Origin of the sequence: Ekhidna sp., assembly GCF_039940915.1 — a bacterium.
Taxonomy (GTDB): domain Bacteria; phylum Bacteroidota; class Bacteroidia; order Cytophagales; family Cyclobacteriaceae; genus Ekhidna.
Genome location: NZ_JBDVFO010000001.1, coordinates 240,552 through 254,983 on the forward strand (window position 1 = coordinate 240,552; position 14,432 = coordinate 254,983).

A 14,432-nucleotide genomic window follows, 5' to 3' on the forward strand; every position below is an offset into this window, starting at 1 on the left:
GTTGTAGCATGATTAAAAAAGCAGCCTGGCTCATTCTTTCACTTATTCTTGTCCTGATTATCATTAATTGGGATGTGATGATCTATGGATTGAAGCAGGCAAAAGGTCAATTGAGTATTACATTCAACACGCGTCCTGTTGAGTTAATACTCGAAGACAGCCTAATAGCTGATAGTCTGAAACAAAAAATACAGCTGGTTCACGAGGCTCGGGAATTTGCTTTTAATGAGTTGGGCTTAAAGCAATCCGACAACTACACCACATTTTATGATCAAAAAGGAGAAGTAGCATTGTGGAATCTTTCCGCCTCTAAACAATTTGCACTTGAACCCAAGCTTTGGTCGTTCCCACTGCTGGGTTCATTTCCATATAAAGGATTTTTTGATCTGGCAAACGCAAAAGAAGAGATGCAGGATTTAAAGCTAGCTGGATACGATGCCCGTATTCGCTCTGTCGGAGGATGGTCTACGCTTGGGTGGACCACCGATCCTATTCTCTCCAATATGCTGGATCGACAAGAGGGCGCCCTGGCGGAATTGATTATTCATGAGCTGACACACTCCACTCTTTTTGTTAAAGACAATATTGAGTTTAATGAAAACCTGGCCTCCTTCATTGGAGAAGAAGGAACAATCATGTTTCTTAACGAGAAATATGGTAAAAACTCCTATCCCTATTTTGACTATGTGCTGGCCGAAGAAGACAGTCGCACTTTCAGAAATCAAATGTTAAGTGCCACGCTAAAGTTAGATTCACTCTATGCATCAATTCTTGAGTTTCCCGATTCAATAAAGACCATTCAAAAGCATATCATGATTGATGAGATCGTAAGTTCAATTGATACACTTCACTTCCACGATGCTCGGTATTCAAACATTTTCAGATCTGGTCGTCCCAATAATGCCTACTTCATGTCATATCTAAGATATTACTCTGCGAAAGATTCATTGCAAAGTCTATTGAAAAATGAATACCAGAACAACCTTGCACTATTCATTCGCGGAATGAAAGAATTTCACAATTAGGCCTCCTTCCATTCGCTTTACCAAATTGTTACCTTTTTAACATACAGTTGATTTCTGAGTAATTTTGAATAACGTTGATACCGATCAACAAAAACGCGATTATCGGCAGATAAAATCGCAGGAAGTTTATCAAATTGTAAAGAACGATTTAAGAGAAAGTTATTCAAAACAACCACCCGGGCATGGCTAAACAAAATCAAAAAATTCTAGTCGTTGATGACGAAGCAGATATTCTCGAATTGCTTAAGTACAATTTAACCAAAGAAGGTTATGATGTAAAGACCGCAAATGATGGTATTAAGGGCGTCGAAGTAGCAAAATCATTTCTTCCGGATCTTATTCTTCTTGATATCATGATGCCGAAACAAGATGGAGTCGAGACGTGTAGACAAATCCGAGAAATTCCTGAGATGGTGAATGCCTTTGTTATTTTCCTAACCGCACGTTCGGAAGAATACTCTGAAGTAGCCGCATTTGACATGGGCGCTGATGATTACATCACAAAACCCATTAAGCCACGCGCCCTGGTAAGTCGCATCAATGCCCTGTTTCGCAGAGAATCTAAAAAGAAAAAAGAGTCCAATACTATTACCATTGGTGATTTGGTAGTGGACAGAACCAGTTACACAGTAAAAAATGGTGAAGAAAGGATTTCACTCCCTAAAAAAGAATTTGAGCTGCTTTACTTCTTAGCGCAAAATCCAGGCAAGGTATTTAGCAGAGACGAGCTTCTTCAAAACATCTGGGGTACCGATGTTTATGTGCTCGCTCGAACGGTCGACGTACATATCAGAAAAGTTCGTGAGAAGATAGGAACCGATCATATTACCACCGTAAAAGGTGTAGGATATAAGTTTGACGCTAATTAAATTAATATTAGCTCCTCATGCAGTTTAATTCACGGGCGATAGCACTCCTTTTGGCACTATGTGTTGCAGCAATCACAACGGCATTTTTATACTTGGTGCCCAACATTACAGCCACTGCAATTGTCATTGCGTTCCTCCTTGCCTTTTCATCTTCTTACATTCTTGTCAGACTTGTCCTCGAGTTTCTGTTCTTTAGGCAAATAGAGAATATCTATGACTCGCTTAAAAAAATAAAAGACAGTGAACTTGCACTTAGAGGTCGAGCTTCTTCGGTCAACCCTTTGAAACGAATCGATCGAGAAATTTCCTCTTTTGCCAAGAGCAAGGAAAAAGAAATTGAGGAATTAAAGGAGAGGGAAAATTTCAGAAGAGAATTTATTGCAGATGTATCACACGAACTAAAGACTCCAATCTTTGCCGCCCAGGGATTCGTTCATACGTTATTGGACGGAGCAATCTACGATAAGGAAGTAAGAAAAAAATTCCTCAAAAAGGCAGCTAAAAGCTTAGATGCGCTCGATCTATTGGTGCAAGACATTCTCACTATCTCTCAGATTGAGTCTGGAGAAATCAAAATGCATTTCGAAAACTTTGATATGCGTAGCATGTGTCGTGAGATTCTGGAACAACTTGATGGGAAAGCTGAAAAGAAGGGCGTTGAGTTAAAAATGTCGAAGAAATACAAGGAGCCAATCATCGTCAGAGGCGATTACCGCCGGATTTATCAGGTCATGCTCAACCTAACTTCGAACGCCATCAAATACACCAAAAACGGTGGGCTTGCTAAAATTAAGTTTGATGAAGTCTCAAATGGTAAGATTAGAATTTCAGTAAATGACAATGGTCGAGGCATTCCCGAATCCGATATTTCGCGTATTTTCGAGCGATTTTACCGAGTCGATAAAAGTCGATCTCGTGAAAAAGGTGGTACAGGTTTAGGCCTTTCTATTGTGAAACACATCCTTGAGAGTCATGATTCTGAAATTTTTGTAGAGAGTGAATTTAGAGTTGGCTCTACTTTCTACTTTGACTTGAATAAGGCTAGCTATATCGATAAGGTAGAAGAAGGGTGGGAAGAGGAAGAAGATTATGCATAAAAACATTAAAAATATTTCGTTTGGAGATCTCATCATCTCTGAAAACAACAACTACACATTAGTAAACAAGCCTCCATTCATCGCAAGTCTTGATGATCGGGCCGACTCCAAAAATCTATTAAGTTTGGCCAAAGAAGTAAATGAAGAGTACCAGATCTGCCATCGACTTGATAAAGAAACTTCAGGAATCGTTGTTTTCGCTAAAAATGCAGACGCATACAGAAACTTTGCCATTCAGCTAGAAAATCGTGAAGTAAAGAAGATATATCATGCAGTAATCCATGGTCTGCATAAGTTTGAAGACTTTGAGGCAGATGAACCACTACTTACCACATCTACTAAGTCGAGAGTAGACTTCAGAGCGGGCAAACCATCATTTACGCTGATAGGCACCTTAGCGCATTTCAAAAAGCACACCCTTGTAAAATGTTTTCCAGTAACTGGACGGATGCATCAAATTCGAGCTCACCTTGCGCATCATGAAGCCCCATTGGTAAATGACCCTGGATATGGAGGGAAACCATCATTTCTTTCGGAGTTAAAAAGAAATTACAATCATAAAAAGTGGGAAGAAGAAAATCCCATGATAAATCGAGTAGCTTTGCATTCCTCTCAGGTAGCTTTTAAAGACCTTGATGGGAAGGTCATCGAAGGGGAAGCCGAGTATCCAAAAGATTTCTCGGTGTTACTCAAGCTCTTAAGGAAATTTAATTAGCAGCTTGCTGTTTGATTTCTCAAATGAAAATTCTATTTTTGTGTCCCTTTTTCAACGGGATAGATTTTGACATTATAAAATCAATATAAAATTGGATACTAACAGCTTTAAAACTGTATCATTAAACAGCGCAACTGCAGAGAAGAATTGGGTCATAGTAGACGCTGATTCTCAGGTACTTGGAAGAATGGCAAGTGAGGTTGCTAAAATGATACGTGGCAAACACAAGCCAGGATATACACCACACATGGATTGTGGTGATAACGTAATTGTGATCAATTGTGATAAAATCAGATTGACAGGGAGTAAGTGGACCGACAAGCAATATGTGAGACACACGGGGCATCCTGGTGGTCAGCGTTTTGAAACGCCAAACAGCATTAAAGCTAAGTCTTCTACTATTCTAATCGAAAAAGCAGTAAGAGGTATGCTTCCGATCAATAGGTTGGGAAGACAGCTCTTCAAAAATTTACATGTATATGAGGGTGCTGAGCATCCACATGCAGCTCAAAAACCAAAAGAAGTAAAACTATAAACCTGAATGGACAGAATTAATACCATAGGAAGGAGAAAGACCTCAGTAGCTCGTATTTACGTTACGAGTGGGAAAGGTGTAATAACCGTAAACGATAAAGAACTTAACGTTTACTTCCCATCCGAAATTCTTCAAACCATCGTAAAGCAACCGCTAGTAAAAGTGGAGCAAGATGGAAATTTCGACATTAGTGTGAATGTAACTGGCGGCGGACCTGCTGGACAAGCTGAAGCAACAAGATTGGCAATTTCTCGTGCGCTCACGGAAGTAGACGCAGAGTTTAGAGGCCCACTTAAATCAGAAGGTTTCTTAACAAGAGATCCAAGAATGGTGGAACGCAAGAAGCCAGGTCGAAGAAAAGCAAGAAGAAGATTCCAGTTCAGTAAACGATAATATTGAGATGCAAAAATTAGAACATAAAGATCTATTGGATGCAGGTGTGCACTTCGGACACCTAACCAGAAAATGGAATCCAGCGATGGCTCCATACATTTTCATGGAGAAGAATGGCATCCACATTATCGACCTCCACAAAACACTTACGTGTCTTGAAGATGCTACTGAAGCTATGAAAGCTGTAGTGAGGTCAGGAAGAAAGGTAATGTTTGTAGCTACTAAAAAGCAAGCCAAAGAAGTTGTGGAGCAAGAAGCTCAGCGACTAAACATGCCATACGTAACCGAAAGATGGCAAGGTGGTATGCTTACCAACTTTGCAACTATCCGAAAGTCATTGAAGAAGATGTCTGGTATGGAAAAGTTGATGAAAGAAGAAGCATATCTAAACTTAGCAAAGAGAGAGCGATTGATGATCAGTCGTGCGAAAGATAAGTTAGAGAAAGTTTTAGGCGGTATTTCTGACCTAAACAGACTTCCTGCTGCCTTATTCGTAGTAGATATCAAACGTGAGCACATTGCTATTGCAGAAGCTCAGAAGTTGAACATACCAGTATTCGGTATCGTTGACACAAACTCTGACCCTTCTAAAATTGATTATCCAATTCCTGGAAATGATGACGCATTCAAGTCAATCAAGTTAATCACTAGCTTCATTGGTAAGGCGCTAGAAGATGGATTGGCTGAGCGTAAGAAGGATAAAGAAGAGCAATCTCAGGCTGAAGAGCACGCAGCGAAAAAAGCAGCTGACGAAAAGCCAGAAGTAGCAGAATAAATCAAAAGACCATAAAATCTTAACATAAGATTGAACATTGATGTATTTCGGTGTTCAATTTTTGTTTGTAGAATATTAAATCAAGAACTAAAATGGCTATAACAGCACAAGACGTAAACAAACTAAGGCAAATGACTGGTGCCGGCATGATGGATTGCAAAAAGGCGCTAACCGAAGCAGAAGGCGATTTCGATAAAGCAGTAGAGCTTTTGAGAAAGAAAGGCCAGAAAGTATCTGCATCCAGAGCGGACAGAGAAACTTCTGAAGGTGTAGTTTTTGCTAAAACAAATGATTCTAACACAGAGGGTGCATTGATTGCATTTACTTGTGAGACTGACTTTGTTGCCAAAAATGACGAATTCATGCAGCTAGGAAATCAAATCGCCGAGCTTGCATTTGCAGAGAAGCCTGCTAACATTGAAGCTTTGTATGGAATGAGCCTTGGTGATCTTACTGTAGGAGATAAAATCATCGAACTCACAGGAAAGATTGGTGAAAAGTTGGAAGTAAAAGCCTTCGAAGTAGTAACTGGCGAAGCTGTTTTACCATACATCCACTCAAATGGAAAACTTGGCGTGATGGTGTCACTATCCAATACAAATGGAGCTGATGTAGAAGATGCTGGTAAAGACGTTGCTATGCAGATTGCAGCAATGAACCCAGTAGCTGTAGATAAAGATGGGGTGGATCCTGCTGTTGTTGAAAAAGAAATCGAGATTGGAAAAGATCAGGCACGTGCTGAAGGCAAACCAGAAAACATTATCGAGAAAATCGCAATGGGTAAGCTTAACAAATTCTACAAGGAGAACACGTTACTCAGTCAGTCTTTCGTTAAAGACAGCTCTCAGTCAATTTCTCAATACCTTGATTCAGTCTCAAAAGGGATGACTGTAGCAGAATTTAAGCGAGTTTCTATCGGTTAAAATCACAGACCAAAAAATAGACTAAGCCATTCATTGATAAGATGAATGGCTTTTTTTATGTTCTTTTTTTTAAAAAAATATAAGCATAATGACTACAAACATCTAAGAGAATCTCCGAAACCAAATAAATGCTGGATATTCTGATTTTTACAATAAAAAAGATGGAAAAACGAGCAAACTATATCGATTCAGCAATCCTTACTAGAAGATTTGTTAAAACCGGAACAATGGTAAGAATCGCGTCATTAGCACTTGCTTACCTTGCCATCTTTGCTATGTCATAAAATCAAGGGTCTTTTCAACCAGCAAGACCTGACAAAGCCGAGGATTTAATGCCTTGGCTTTTTTTATGCCCCTTTGCTAACCTTTTTATTCCTGATGACTTCCTCCACCGGCTTGTCGTAGATTTTGCTTTCCAACCATGACACAATATCAAGATAAAGCATGGGGCGTCTTTCAAATTTGTCTTTGATCACTTTTACCAATTCTTCATGCAACTCCTTAAAATAAGGTATCAGTGATTTTCGATCCATATAAATCGACTTTCGTAAAAATTTAAATATCGCTGCATGCACTTGCTGAAAGTCTTTCAACTTAAGCATGAAGCGATAGGTCGACTTAATCTGAAAATAAATTAAATCATCATTTCCAAGCTCATAGTGTACAATTAAGCTTAGAAAACGAGCATACGACTGAATGTCTTCTTTTAAAGTAGTGATTGGATTATTTACAATGATGTTAAGGTGCTTGAGCGATTCATGAAAATCACCACTTCCAAATTTCAAACTCGCCATCTTATACTGAAAAACCATTTTTCTATGAATATCAATTCTTGATTCATATATCTGGAGCTTTTCCTCAAAAACCCTACAATACTTGGCTCCTTCTGTAAATTTTCCTTCTAAAAAATAAAGGTTGAGCTTGCCCGTCTCTAAATAAGTAAACGCTTGAATGCGTTGATTTTCATTGAAGGAATACTGCCTGGAATCCACAAAAGCCTCCAGCTTATTTAATTCCTCACGAAACCGAATTACATCATCACAAAAGAATAGTGAAGAAAGCACATTATGATACCCTCTTATATACATCTCTGGCTCCTCCTCTATCATCACACTATTCTGATCAAACAGCTCACACCAAAGCTTGGCGTACTTGTAGCACAGTGGAAAGTTCTGAATAATGTGATAGTACCAGACATGACTCTGGCAATAAAAAATTGTATCTGCCCCCAAAGCATTTTCGTGCTGCTGCGGTGCATTGCGATTGAAAAAAGTAGTCACTTGATCTAGCTGCTCTTTTCCTTTTACAGGACCGAATTTCAAATAGTAATCGTATAACTGAAGCGCCAAATCAGACCATGATCCATTGAAATAAAATTGACGTCTAAGTTCCTGTGATTCCTTTGTTAATTCAAGCGCACGATCTGGGGTACTCCCTGTGACATATCTGGTTTCAATCTTTTTTTCCAGTTCAATAATTTCCAGCTTCAGGATATCCATCTGATTCTTACTAGCAAGCTGCTTCGCCCTTAGAAGCTGTGTCAAACTTTGTTCATACAAACCTTTATTGTGCAACACGTCTGCATAACTGATGAGCTCCTTTATCCGGATGCGTGGATCATCATTATTTAACAATCGAATGCTCGATAAAAGCTGCTCATATAGGTGTGCACGATGATTGGAAAGAGTACTTGATTTTAACTGCGAAAAAAAACTATTTATTTTCTCTTCATCCAGCTCATTTTGCCTGTCAAAAACATCAAACATTTTCACAATTATGGGTTCTTTCTCAGAACTATTTCGTTTGACATAAAGCTTAAAGTGTCTCTTCTCCGCTTTAGTTAACCTCTTAATGAGGTGATGAAGTTGATATGAAAGCTGTTTGGACAAGTGTTTTTAATTATTTTTAATGTACTGATAATCAAATACTTAAAGCTTAAAAGGTGGAATTGAACAGATGAACAAAAAAAAATATTGATTTCGAGCTCTTACATCTGCCCTTCACCTTTGTCAAGACACAAATAAAAATGTGATTGACGAATATGGACAAACTTTTTGTATTTGATACTACACTGAGAGATGGAGAACAGGTCCCAGGATGTCAATTAAAAAGTGAAGAAAAACTTGAAATTGCATTCGGGCTGGAGAGCCTTGGAGTAGATATAATTGAGGGAGGTTTTCCGGTTTCAAGCCCCGAAGATTTCAAGTCTGTATCGTTGATTTCCGAGCAAATTAGGAATACCACAATCTGTGGTTTAACCAGAGCTGTTGAAGAAGATATTGATGTGGCTGCCGAAGCACTCAAACATGCGGCGAATGGAAGAATACATACAGGTATTGGCACGTCAGACTCCCACATCAAATTCAAACTAAAATCAACACAGGAGGAAATCCTTGCACGTGCCACGCATGCAGTTAAATATGCACGAAATAAGGTTGCGGAAGTAGAATTCTACGCAGAAGATGCTGGGAGGACAGGTAATGAATTTCTTGCACGGATAGTGGAAGCTGCAATTGCAGCTGGAGCTAAAATTATTAATATCCCTGATACAACCGGATATTGCCTCCCTGAGCAATTCGGAGAAAAAATAAGTTACCTGGTAAATAATGTACCAAACATAGACCAGGCAATACTATCTACTCATTGCCACAATGATCTAGGCTTAGCTACTGCTAATTCGATTGCAGGTGTGCTGGCTGGGGCTCGGCAAGTGGAATGTACGATCAATGGTATAGGAGAGCGCGCGGGCAATACTTCATTGGAAGAGGTGGTGATGATTATCAATCAGCACTCACAAATCCCTGTATCTCATAACATCAATACAAAGAAAATCATACCAATGAGCGCTACAGTGTCAGAAATGATGCACATGCCCGTTCAACCAAATAAAGCAATAGTAGGCTCGAACGCTTTTGCTCATTCATCTGGAATTCATCAGGATGGAGTGATAAAAAATCGAGAAACTTATGAAATAATTGATCCTGAAGAAGTTGGAGCAACAGGGTCAGAGATTATTCTGACAGCTAGAAGTGGAAAGGCAGCCCTTAACTTCCATGCAAAAAAACTTGGATACACACTGGATCAGGATGCCTTGAAAGCAGCATACAAAGATTTCCTTAAAGTGGCTGATAATGTCCGATGCATAGAGCCATCGCACTTGCATGATATTTTCAAAAACATAAAAGTATACGCCTGATGGGAAAGACGTTGTTTGATAAAGTATGGGGCAGTCATGCCGTCAAAAATATTTCTCAAGGATTAGATGTACTCTTCATTGATCAGCACTATCTGCATGAAGTGACCAGTCCACAAGCATTTGATGGATTGAGAAATCGGGGGGTAAATGTGCTAATGCCTCATCGATGTGTCGCTACCGCAGATCATAACGTACCCACCATAAATCAATCTCAGCCGATAAAAGATCCTCTTTCTGCAACACAGGTAGCTTCTTTGAAGACAAACTGTGACGAGTTTGGGATAGAACTCTTTGGAATCGGCCATGAAAATCAAGGCATTGTTCACATCATCGGGCCAGATTTGGGTATTACACAACCAGGAATGACCATCGTGTGTGGCGACAGTCATACGTCAACGCACGGAGCTTTTGGAACCATTGCTTTCGGAATAGGTACATCTCAGGTAGAGCAGGTTTTAGCTTCACAAAGTCTCGTACTAGGCAAGCCAAAAACAATGAAGGTAGAAGTGAATGGTACGCTTCCATTTGGCGCTACTTCCAAAGATGTAATCCTCTACATCATTTCAATACTTGGAACGGAGGGGGCAACAGGGCATTTTGTGGAATACTGCGGTGATGTTTTTGAAAGCATGTCGATGGAAGAACGCATGACTGTATGCAACATGAGCATAGAAATGGGTGCACGAGGCGGGCTTATCGGCATTGACCAGACCACCATTGATTACGTCACCAAACGAAAAGAAATAAGCCAGGAAAAAATAGCGTGGTGGAAGTCATTGAATACAGATTCTGATGCAGTATTTGATAAATCTGTGACCTACAACGCGGAAGATATATATCCGATGGTGACTACAGGAACGGCCCCCGATACGGGTATTAGGTTAAACGCACGAATTGGGGCCGCTCCTCACCTGTCGGAAAAATCACTTAAATACATGCAATTCAACTCGGATGACAATGTATCCGATCAGGAAGTTGACTATGTATTTATCGGTAGCTGCACGAATGGAAGGATTGAAGACCTAAGGGCTGTCGCTAACCTTATCAGAGGTAAGAAAAAAGCGACTACCGTAAATGCGTGGGTAGTTCCTGGGTCCATGAAGGTACGCGCCCAAGCTATTGAAGAAAACCTCGATCAAATCTTTAGAGACAGTGGATTCGAGTTTCGTGAACCTGGGTGCTCAGCTTGCTTGGCCATGAATGATGATAAAATTCCTTCAGGTTCGCTTTGCGTTTCAACCTCAAACAGAAACTTTGAAGGGAGGCAAGGGGACGGTGCACGCACAGTCTTAGCAAGTCCGCTTACGGCAGCAGCTTCCGCATTAACTGGAAAGATCACAGACCCAACTTTATTCCTCGATGCAAATTAACGCAACAGCAATACCGCTACCGATCGATAATATCGATACTGATCAGATTATTCCAGCCAAGTTTCTGAAGCAAGTAGACAAATTGGGCTATGGGAAAAACCTTTTCTACAGCTGGAGATATTTAGCCAATGGAGATGCTAATCCCGACTTTGTACTTAATCAGCCGGAAAGATCCTCGGCTGAAATTTTAATCGCTGGCAACAATTTTGGTTGCGGATCAAGTCGGGAGCATGCTGCATGGGCTGTGGCAGATTACGGTATTAAGGCTATCATATCAACTCAGTTTGCCGATATTTTTAAAGGAAATGCATATAACAATGGCATTCTTCCAATCGAGTTAGATAAAACACATGTAGATCAGCTCATTCAAAAGTCATTGGATACTGCTGGCTTAGTAATAGACATTGATCTCAAAAGTCAAACGATTTCATGCGATGTATTAGGCATGAAAGAAAACTTTGATATTCATCCATTCAAAAAACAATGCTTGATGCAAGGAATGGATGAAACTGAATTCTTATTAAATCTAAGGTCAGAAATACAGGCCTACGAAACCCAACGAAGCATTCCTATTTGAAGGCTATGAAGAAGAGAATAACCATATTACCTGGAGACGGCATAGGTCCTGAAGTAGTAGATCAGGGACTAAAAATCATTGACGCAATCAATCAATTGTTTGACCATGAATTCGAATTAAAGAAAGCAGATTTTGGTGCCGTAAGTATTGATAAACATGGAACTCCTTTGACAGACGAGACTTTGGACGGATGTCTTGCCAGTGATGCCATATTTCTTGGAGCGATTGGAGACCCGAAATACGACAACAATCCCAACCTTCCCGTGAGGCCAGAACAAGGATTGCTCAAACTAAGAAAATCATTGGAGTTGTTCTCGAACATCCGCCCAATAAGCACTTACGATCTTCTCTTCGATGTATCTCCCTTAAAAAACACTTTACTGAAGGGTGTGGATTTTGTCATATACCGAGAGCTTACCGGAGGGATATATTTCGGAGAAAAGAAGCTTTCAGATGATAAAACACTCGCATCAGACCTTTGCGAATATACAGATAAAGAAATCACGAGAATCGCATATCAGGCTTTCGAAGCAGCTTCTGCAAGACGGAAAAAACTCACACTTGTTGACAAAGCAAACGTGCTTGAAACTTCGAGGCTTTGGAGAAGAGTTGTCCAGGAGATTAGTTTGGAATACCCTGATGTTGAAGTTGACTACCTGTTTGTAGACAATGCGGCAATGCAAATTGTACTAAATCCCGGCCAGTTTGATGTCATCCTTACTGAAAATATGTTTGGGGATATCATTTCAGATTTAGCAAGCGTAATCACCGGATCGCTGGGAATGTTACCATCTGCTTCCGTAGGAAAGAAGGTAGCCCTGTTTGAACCTATTCATGGTTCATACCCACAGGCTCAAGGTTTGGACATAGCAAATCCAATGGCTGCCATTCTTTCTGTCGCCATGATGTACGAGCACTTTGGTCTTTTTCAGGAAGCCGAAATGATAAAAAATGGTGTGAAGTGGGCGTTGGATAATGATATCATCACCCAGGATTTAAGCGGAAAAAAAGAAGCAAGCGCATGTTCAAAAATTGGAGATGTGGTGGCTTGGTTCATTGAAGAAGAAGGAGAATTGAAGATTAAGAGTGATCCCACAAAAATCTCATTAAATTGCATCATCTAAATCAAAATAAACGCAAGCCACATGGCACAAACTATATTCAATATTGTCTTCATTAATGTCATTATCATTCAGATATGAGTTGAGAAGCGTATTGATATATCAAAAAATCAGAACCCTTCTCAACTAAGAGAAGGGTTTTTTTATGCTTATACTTTTATGCAAGAACTAAATAAATACAGCAAAGTAGTAACACAAAACCCCTCACAACCGGCAGCACAAGCGATGTTGCATGCGATTGGCTTGTCTAAAGAAGATCTTAAGAAGCCATTGGTTGGTATTGGAAGTACTGGATTTGAAGGAAATCCATGCAACATGCATTTGAATGATCTTGCGCTGCATGTCAAGGAAGGTGTGAATGCATATGGAGGAAATGGCCTGATCTTCAATACCATAGGTGTTAGTGATGGCATTTCTATGGGCACTCCTGGCATGCGCTACTCTCTTCCCTCTCGCGATCTGATCGCTGATTCCATGGAAACAGTGATGAGAGGTATGAGCTACGATGGGCTTATCACCGTAGTGGGATGCGATAAAAACATGCCTGGCGCCCTCATGGCGATGCTAAGACTGGATCGCCCTTCCATTTTAGTTTATGGAGGAACGATTGCCTCCGGTTGCATCAATGACAAGAAACTGGATGTAGTTTCTGCTTTTGAAGCATGGGGAGAGAAAGTCTCAGGAAAGATTGAAGAAGACGAATATCAGCAAGTAATAGAAAATGCTTGTCCCGGTGCAGGCGCTTGCGGAGGTATGTATACGGCAAACACGATGGCCTCCGCAATAGAAGCGCTTGGCATGGCCTTACCATATAATTCTTCCAACCCGGCAATAGGCCAAGAAAAGGTAGCTGAAAGTAAAATGGCGGGAGAATGCCTCATGACTCTTCTGGAGAAAGATTTAAAACCTTCCGATATAGTAACAAAGACCTCCATTGAAAATGCGGTGACTTTGCTCACCGTGCTCGGTGGTTCCACCAACGCAGTATTGCATTTTCTTGCCATAGCTGATGCTGCAGGAGTCGATTTCAGTCTTGCTGATTTTCAAAGAATCAGCAATCAAACCCCATTTCTCGCAGACCTTAAGCCAAGCGGTAAGCATTTGATGGAAGACATTCATCACATGGGCGGAATGCCTGTCATCCTAAAATACTTGATCAAACTAGGCATGATCGACGGTGATTGCATGACCGTCACAGGCAAAACACTTAAAGAAAATGTATCGACTGCACCTGACCTTACTACCCATCAGCAGATTATTCATCCAGCAGACAAACCCATAAAGCCCTCAGGACACATCCAAATTCTTTACGGAAATCTCGCTGAAGAAGGAGCTGTTGCCAAAATCACCGGAAAAGAAGGTTTGAAATTCAGTGGAAAAGCTAAGGTATACGATGGAGAGTATGCTGCGAATGAGGGCATACAGAATGGAGAAATAGAAAAAGGCGATGTAATTGTCATTCGATACGAAGGTCCAAAAGGCGGGCCGGGAATGCCCGAAATGCTGAAGCCAACTGCAGCAATCATGGGCGCAGGATTGGGCAAAGAAGTAGCCCTCATTACCGATGGTAGATTTTCGGGAGGCACACATGGATTCGTCGTAGGACACATATCACCAGAAGCTCAAGAGGGAGGAACTCTTGCATTGGTGAAAACCGGAGATTTAATCACAATAGATGCGGAAAAAAACAGCATTCTGCTAGAAATAAATGCACATGAACTCGCCCAACGAAAAGCAAATTGGACAGCTCCTCCACTAAAAGTTAGACGAGGCTCATTGTACAAATACGCCAAAATGGTTTCATCTGCATCCCAAGGATGCATAACTGATAATTGA

At 40.5% G+C, this 14,432-nt stretch carries 14 protein-coding genes; 13 read left to right on the forward strand and 1 reads right to left on the reverse strand.

Features of this window, described 5'->3' with window-relative positions; genetic code table 11:
* Positions 1–8: 8 nt before the first annotated feature.
* The 8 genes from ABJF57_RS01095 to tsf all read left to right on the forward strand — a co-directional run bounded on the left by ABJF57_RS01095 (position 9) and on the right by tsf (position 6,332).
* The gene (locus tag ABJF57_RS01095) at positions 9–1,025 is read left to right on the forward strand and encodes an aminopeptidase (RefSeq protein WP_462235319.1); all 1,017 of its coding nucleotides are present in this window, start codon (positions 9–11) and stop codon (positions 1,023–1,025) included.
* Between the two features lie 182 nt (positions 1,026–1,207).
* The gene (locus ABJF57_RS01100) at positions 1,208–1,894 is read left to right on the forward strand and encodes a response regulator transcription factor (RefSeq protein ID WP_462235318.1); all 687 of its coding nucleotides are present in this window, start codon (positions 1,208–1,210) and stop codon (positions 1,892–1,894) included.
* A 17-nt stretch (positions 1,895–1,911) separates the two neighbouring features.
* Positions 1,912–2,991, forward strand: coding sequence for a sensor histidine kinase (locus tag ABJF57_RS01105; protein ID WP_462235316.1), 1,080 nt, complete (start codon positions 1,912–1,914; stop codon positions 2,989–2,991).
* Positions 2,984–3,706, forward strand: a complete 723-nt coding sequence (locus tag ABJF57_RS01110) for an RluA family pseudouridine synthase (RefSeq protein WP_462235315.1) — start codon at positions 2,984–2,986, stop codon at positions 3,704–3,706. The genes ABJF57_RS01105 and ABJF57_RS01110 overlap by 8 nt, the downstream gene beginning before the upstream one ends.
* Positions 3,707–3,797: 91 nt before the next feature.
* On the forward strand, positions 3,798–4,241 hold the full coding sequence (gene rplM, locus ABJF57_RS01115; RefSeq protein ID WP_462235313.1) for a 50S ribosomal protein L13: 444 nt from the start codon (positions 3,798–3,800) through the stop codon (positions 4,239–4,241).
* 6 nt (positions 4,242–4,247) lie between these two features.
* Positions 4,248–4,634, forward strand: a complete 387-nt coding sequence (gene rpsI / locus ABJF57_RS01120) for a 30S ribosomal protein S9 (RefSeq protein ID WP_462235311.1) — start codon at positions 4,248–4,250, stop codon at positions 4,632–4,634.
* A 7-nt stretch (positions 4,635–4,641) separates the two neighbouring features.
* Positions 4,642–5,409, forward strand: coding sequence for a 30S ribosomal protein S2 (rpsB, locus tag ABJF57_RS01125; RefSeq protein WP_462235310.1), 768 nt, complete (start codon positions 4,642–4,644; stop codon positions 5,407–5,409).
* Between the two features lie 92 nt (positions 5,410–5,501).
* Complete coding sequence (gene tsf / locus ABJF57_RS01130) at positions 5,502–6,332, forward strand: translation elongation factor Ts (RefSeq protein ID WP_462235309.1); 831 nt, start codon at positions 5,502–5,504, stop codon at positions 6,330–6,332.
* 347 nt (positions 6,333–6,679) lie between these two features.
* Here tsf and ABJF57_RS01135 read toward each other — a convergent pair whose 3' ends face one another.
* Complete coding sequence (locus tag ABJF57_RS01135) at positions 6,680–8,221, reverse strand: hypothetical protein (protein ID WP_462235307.1); 1,542 nt, start codon at positions 8,219–8,221, stop codon at positions 6,680–6,682.
* A 152-nt stretch (positions 8,222–8,373) separates the two neighbouring features.
* Here ABJF57_RS01135 and ABJF57_RS01140 point away from each other — a divergent pair, with 152 nt between their 5' ends.
* From ABJF57_RS01140 to ilvD, 5 genes are all read left to right on the forward strand, one after another.
* Positions 8,374–9,528, forward strand: a complete 1,155-nt coding sequence (locus ABJF57_RS01140) for a 2-isopropylmalate synthase (protein WP_462235306.1) — start codon at positions 8,374–8,376, stop codon at positions 9,526–9,528.
* The gene (gene leuC / locus ABJF57_RS01145; RefSeq protein WP_462235702.1) at positions 9,525–10,898 is read left to right on the forward strand and encodes a 3-isopropylmalate dehydratase large subunit; all 1,374 of its coding nucleotides are present in this window, start codon (positions 9,525–9,527) and stop codon (positions 10,896–10,898) included. Before ABJF57_RS01140 ends, leuC begins: the two co-directional genes overlap by 4 nt.
* Positions 10,888–11,475, forward strand: coding sequence for a 3-isopropylmalate dehydratase small subunit (gene leuD, locus ABJF57_RS01150; protein ID WP_462235304.1), 588 nt, complete (start codon positions 10,888–10,890; stop codon positions 11,473–11,475). Before leuC ends, leuD begins: the two co-directional genes overlap by 11 nt.
* A 5-nt stretch (positions 11,476–11,480) precedes the next feature.
* On the forward strand, positions 11,481–12,599 hold the full coding sequence (gene leuB, locus ABJF57_RS01155; RefSeq protein ID WP_462235302.1) for a 3-isopropylmalate dehydrogenase: 1,119 nt from the start codon (positions 11,481–11,483) through the stop codon (positions 12,597–12,599).
* 156 nt (positions 12,600–12,755) lie between these two features.
* A complete protein-coding gene (gene ilvD / locus ABJF57_RS01160; RefSeq protein WP_462235300.1) occupies positions 12,756–14,432 on the forward strand; it encodes a dihydroxy-acid dehydratase in 1,677 nt (558 codons plus the stop codon).

Coding starts and splice junctions, on each gene's coding strand:
- ABJF57_RS01095 (WP_462235319.1), top strand. CDS start 9: ATGATTAAAAAAGCAGCCTGGCTCATTCTTTCACTTATTCTTGTCCTG.
- ABJF57_RS01100 (WP_462235318.1), top strand. CDS start 1,208: ATGGCTAAACAAAATCAAAAAATTCTAGTCGTTGATGACGAAGCAGAT.
- ABJF57_RS01105 (WP_462235316.1), top strand. CDS start 1,912: ATGCAGTTTAATTCACGGGCGATAGCACTCCTTTTGGCACTATGTGTT.
- ABJF57_RS01110 (WP_462235315.1), top strand. CDS start 2,984: ATGCATAAAAACATTAAAAATATTTCGTTTGGAGATCTCATCATCTCT.
- rpsI (WP_462235311.1), top strand. CDS start 4,248: ATGGACAGAATTAATACCATAGGAAGGAGAAAGACCTCAGTAGCTCGT.
- rpsB (WP_462235310.1), top strand. CDS start 4,642: ATGCAAAAATTAGAACATAAAGATCTATTGGATGCAGGTGTGCACTTC.
- tsf (WP_462235309.1), top strand. CDS start 5,502: ATGGCTATAACAGCACAAGACGTAAACAAACTAAGGCAAATGACTGGT.
- ABJF57_RS01140 (WP_462235306.1), top strand. CDS start 8,374: ATGGACAAACTTTTTGTATTTGATACTACACTGAGAGATGGAGAACAG.
- leuD (WP_462235304.1), top strand. CDS start 10,888: ATGCAAATTAACGCAACAGCAATACCGCTACCGATCGATAATATCGAT.
- leuB (WP_462235302.1), top strand. CDS start 11,481: ATGAAGAAGAGAATAACCATATTACCTGGAGACGGCATAGGTCCTGAA.
- ilvD (WP_462235300.1), top strand. CDS start 12,756: ATGCAAGAACTAAATAAATACAGCAAAGTAGTAACACAAAACCCCTCA.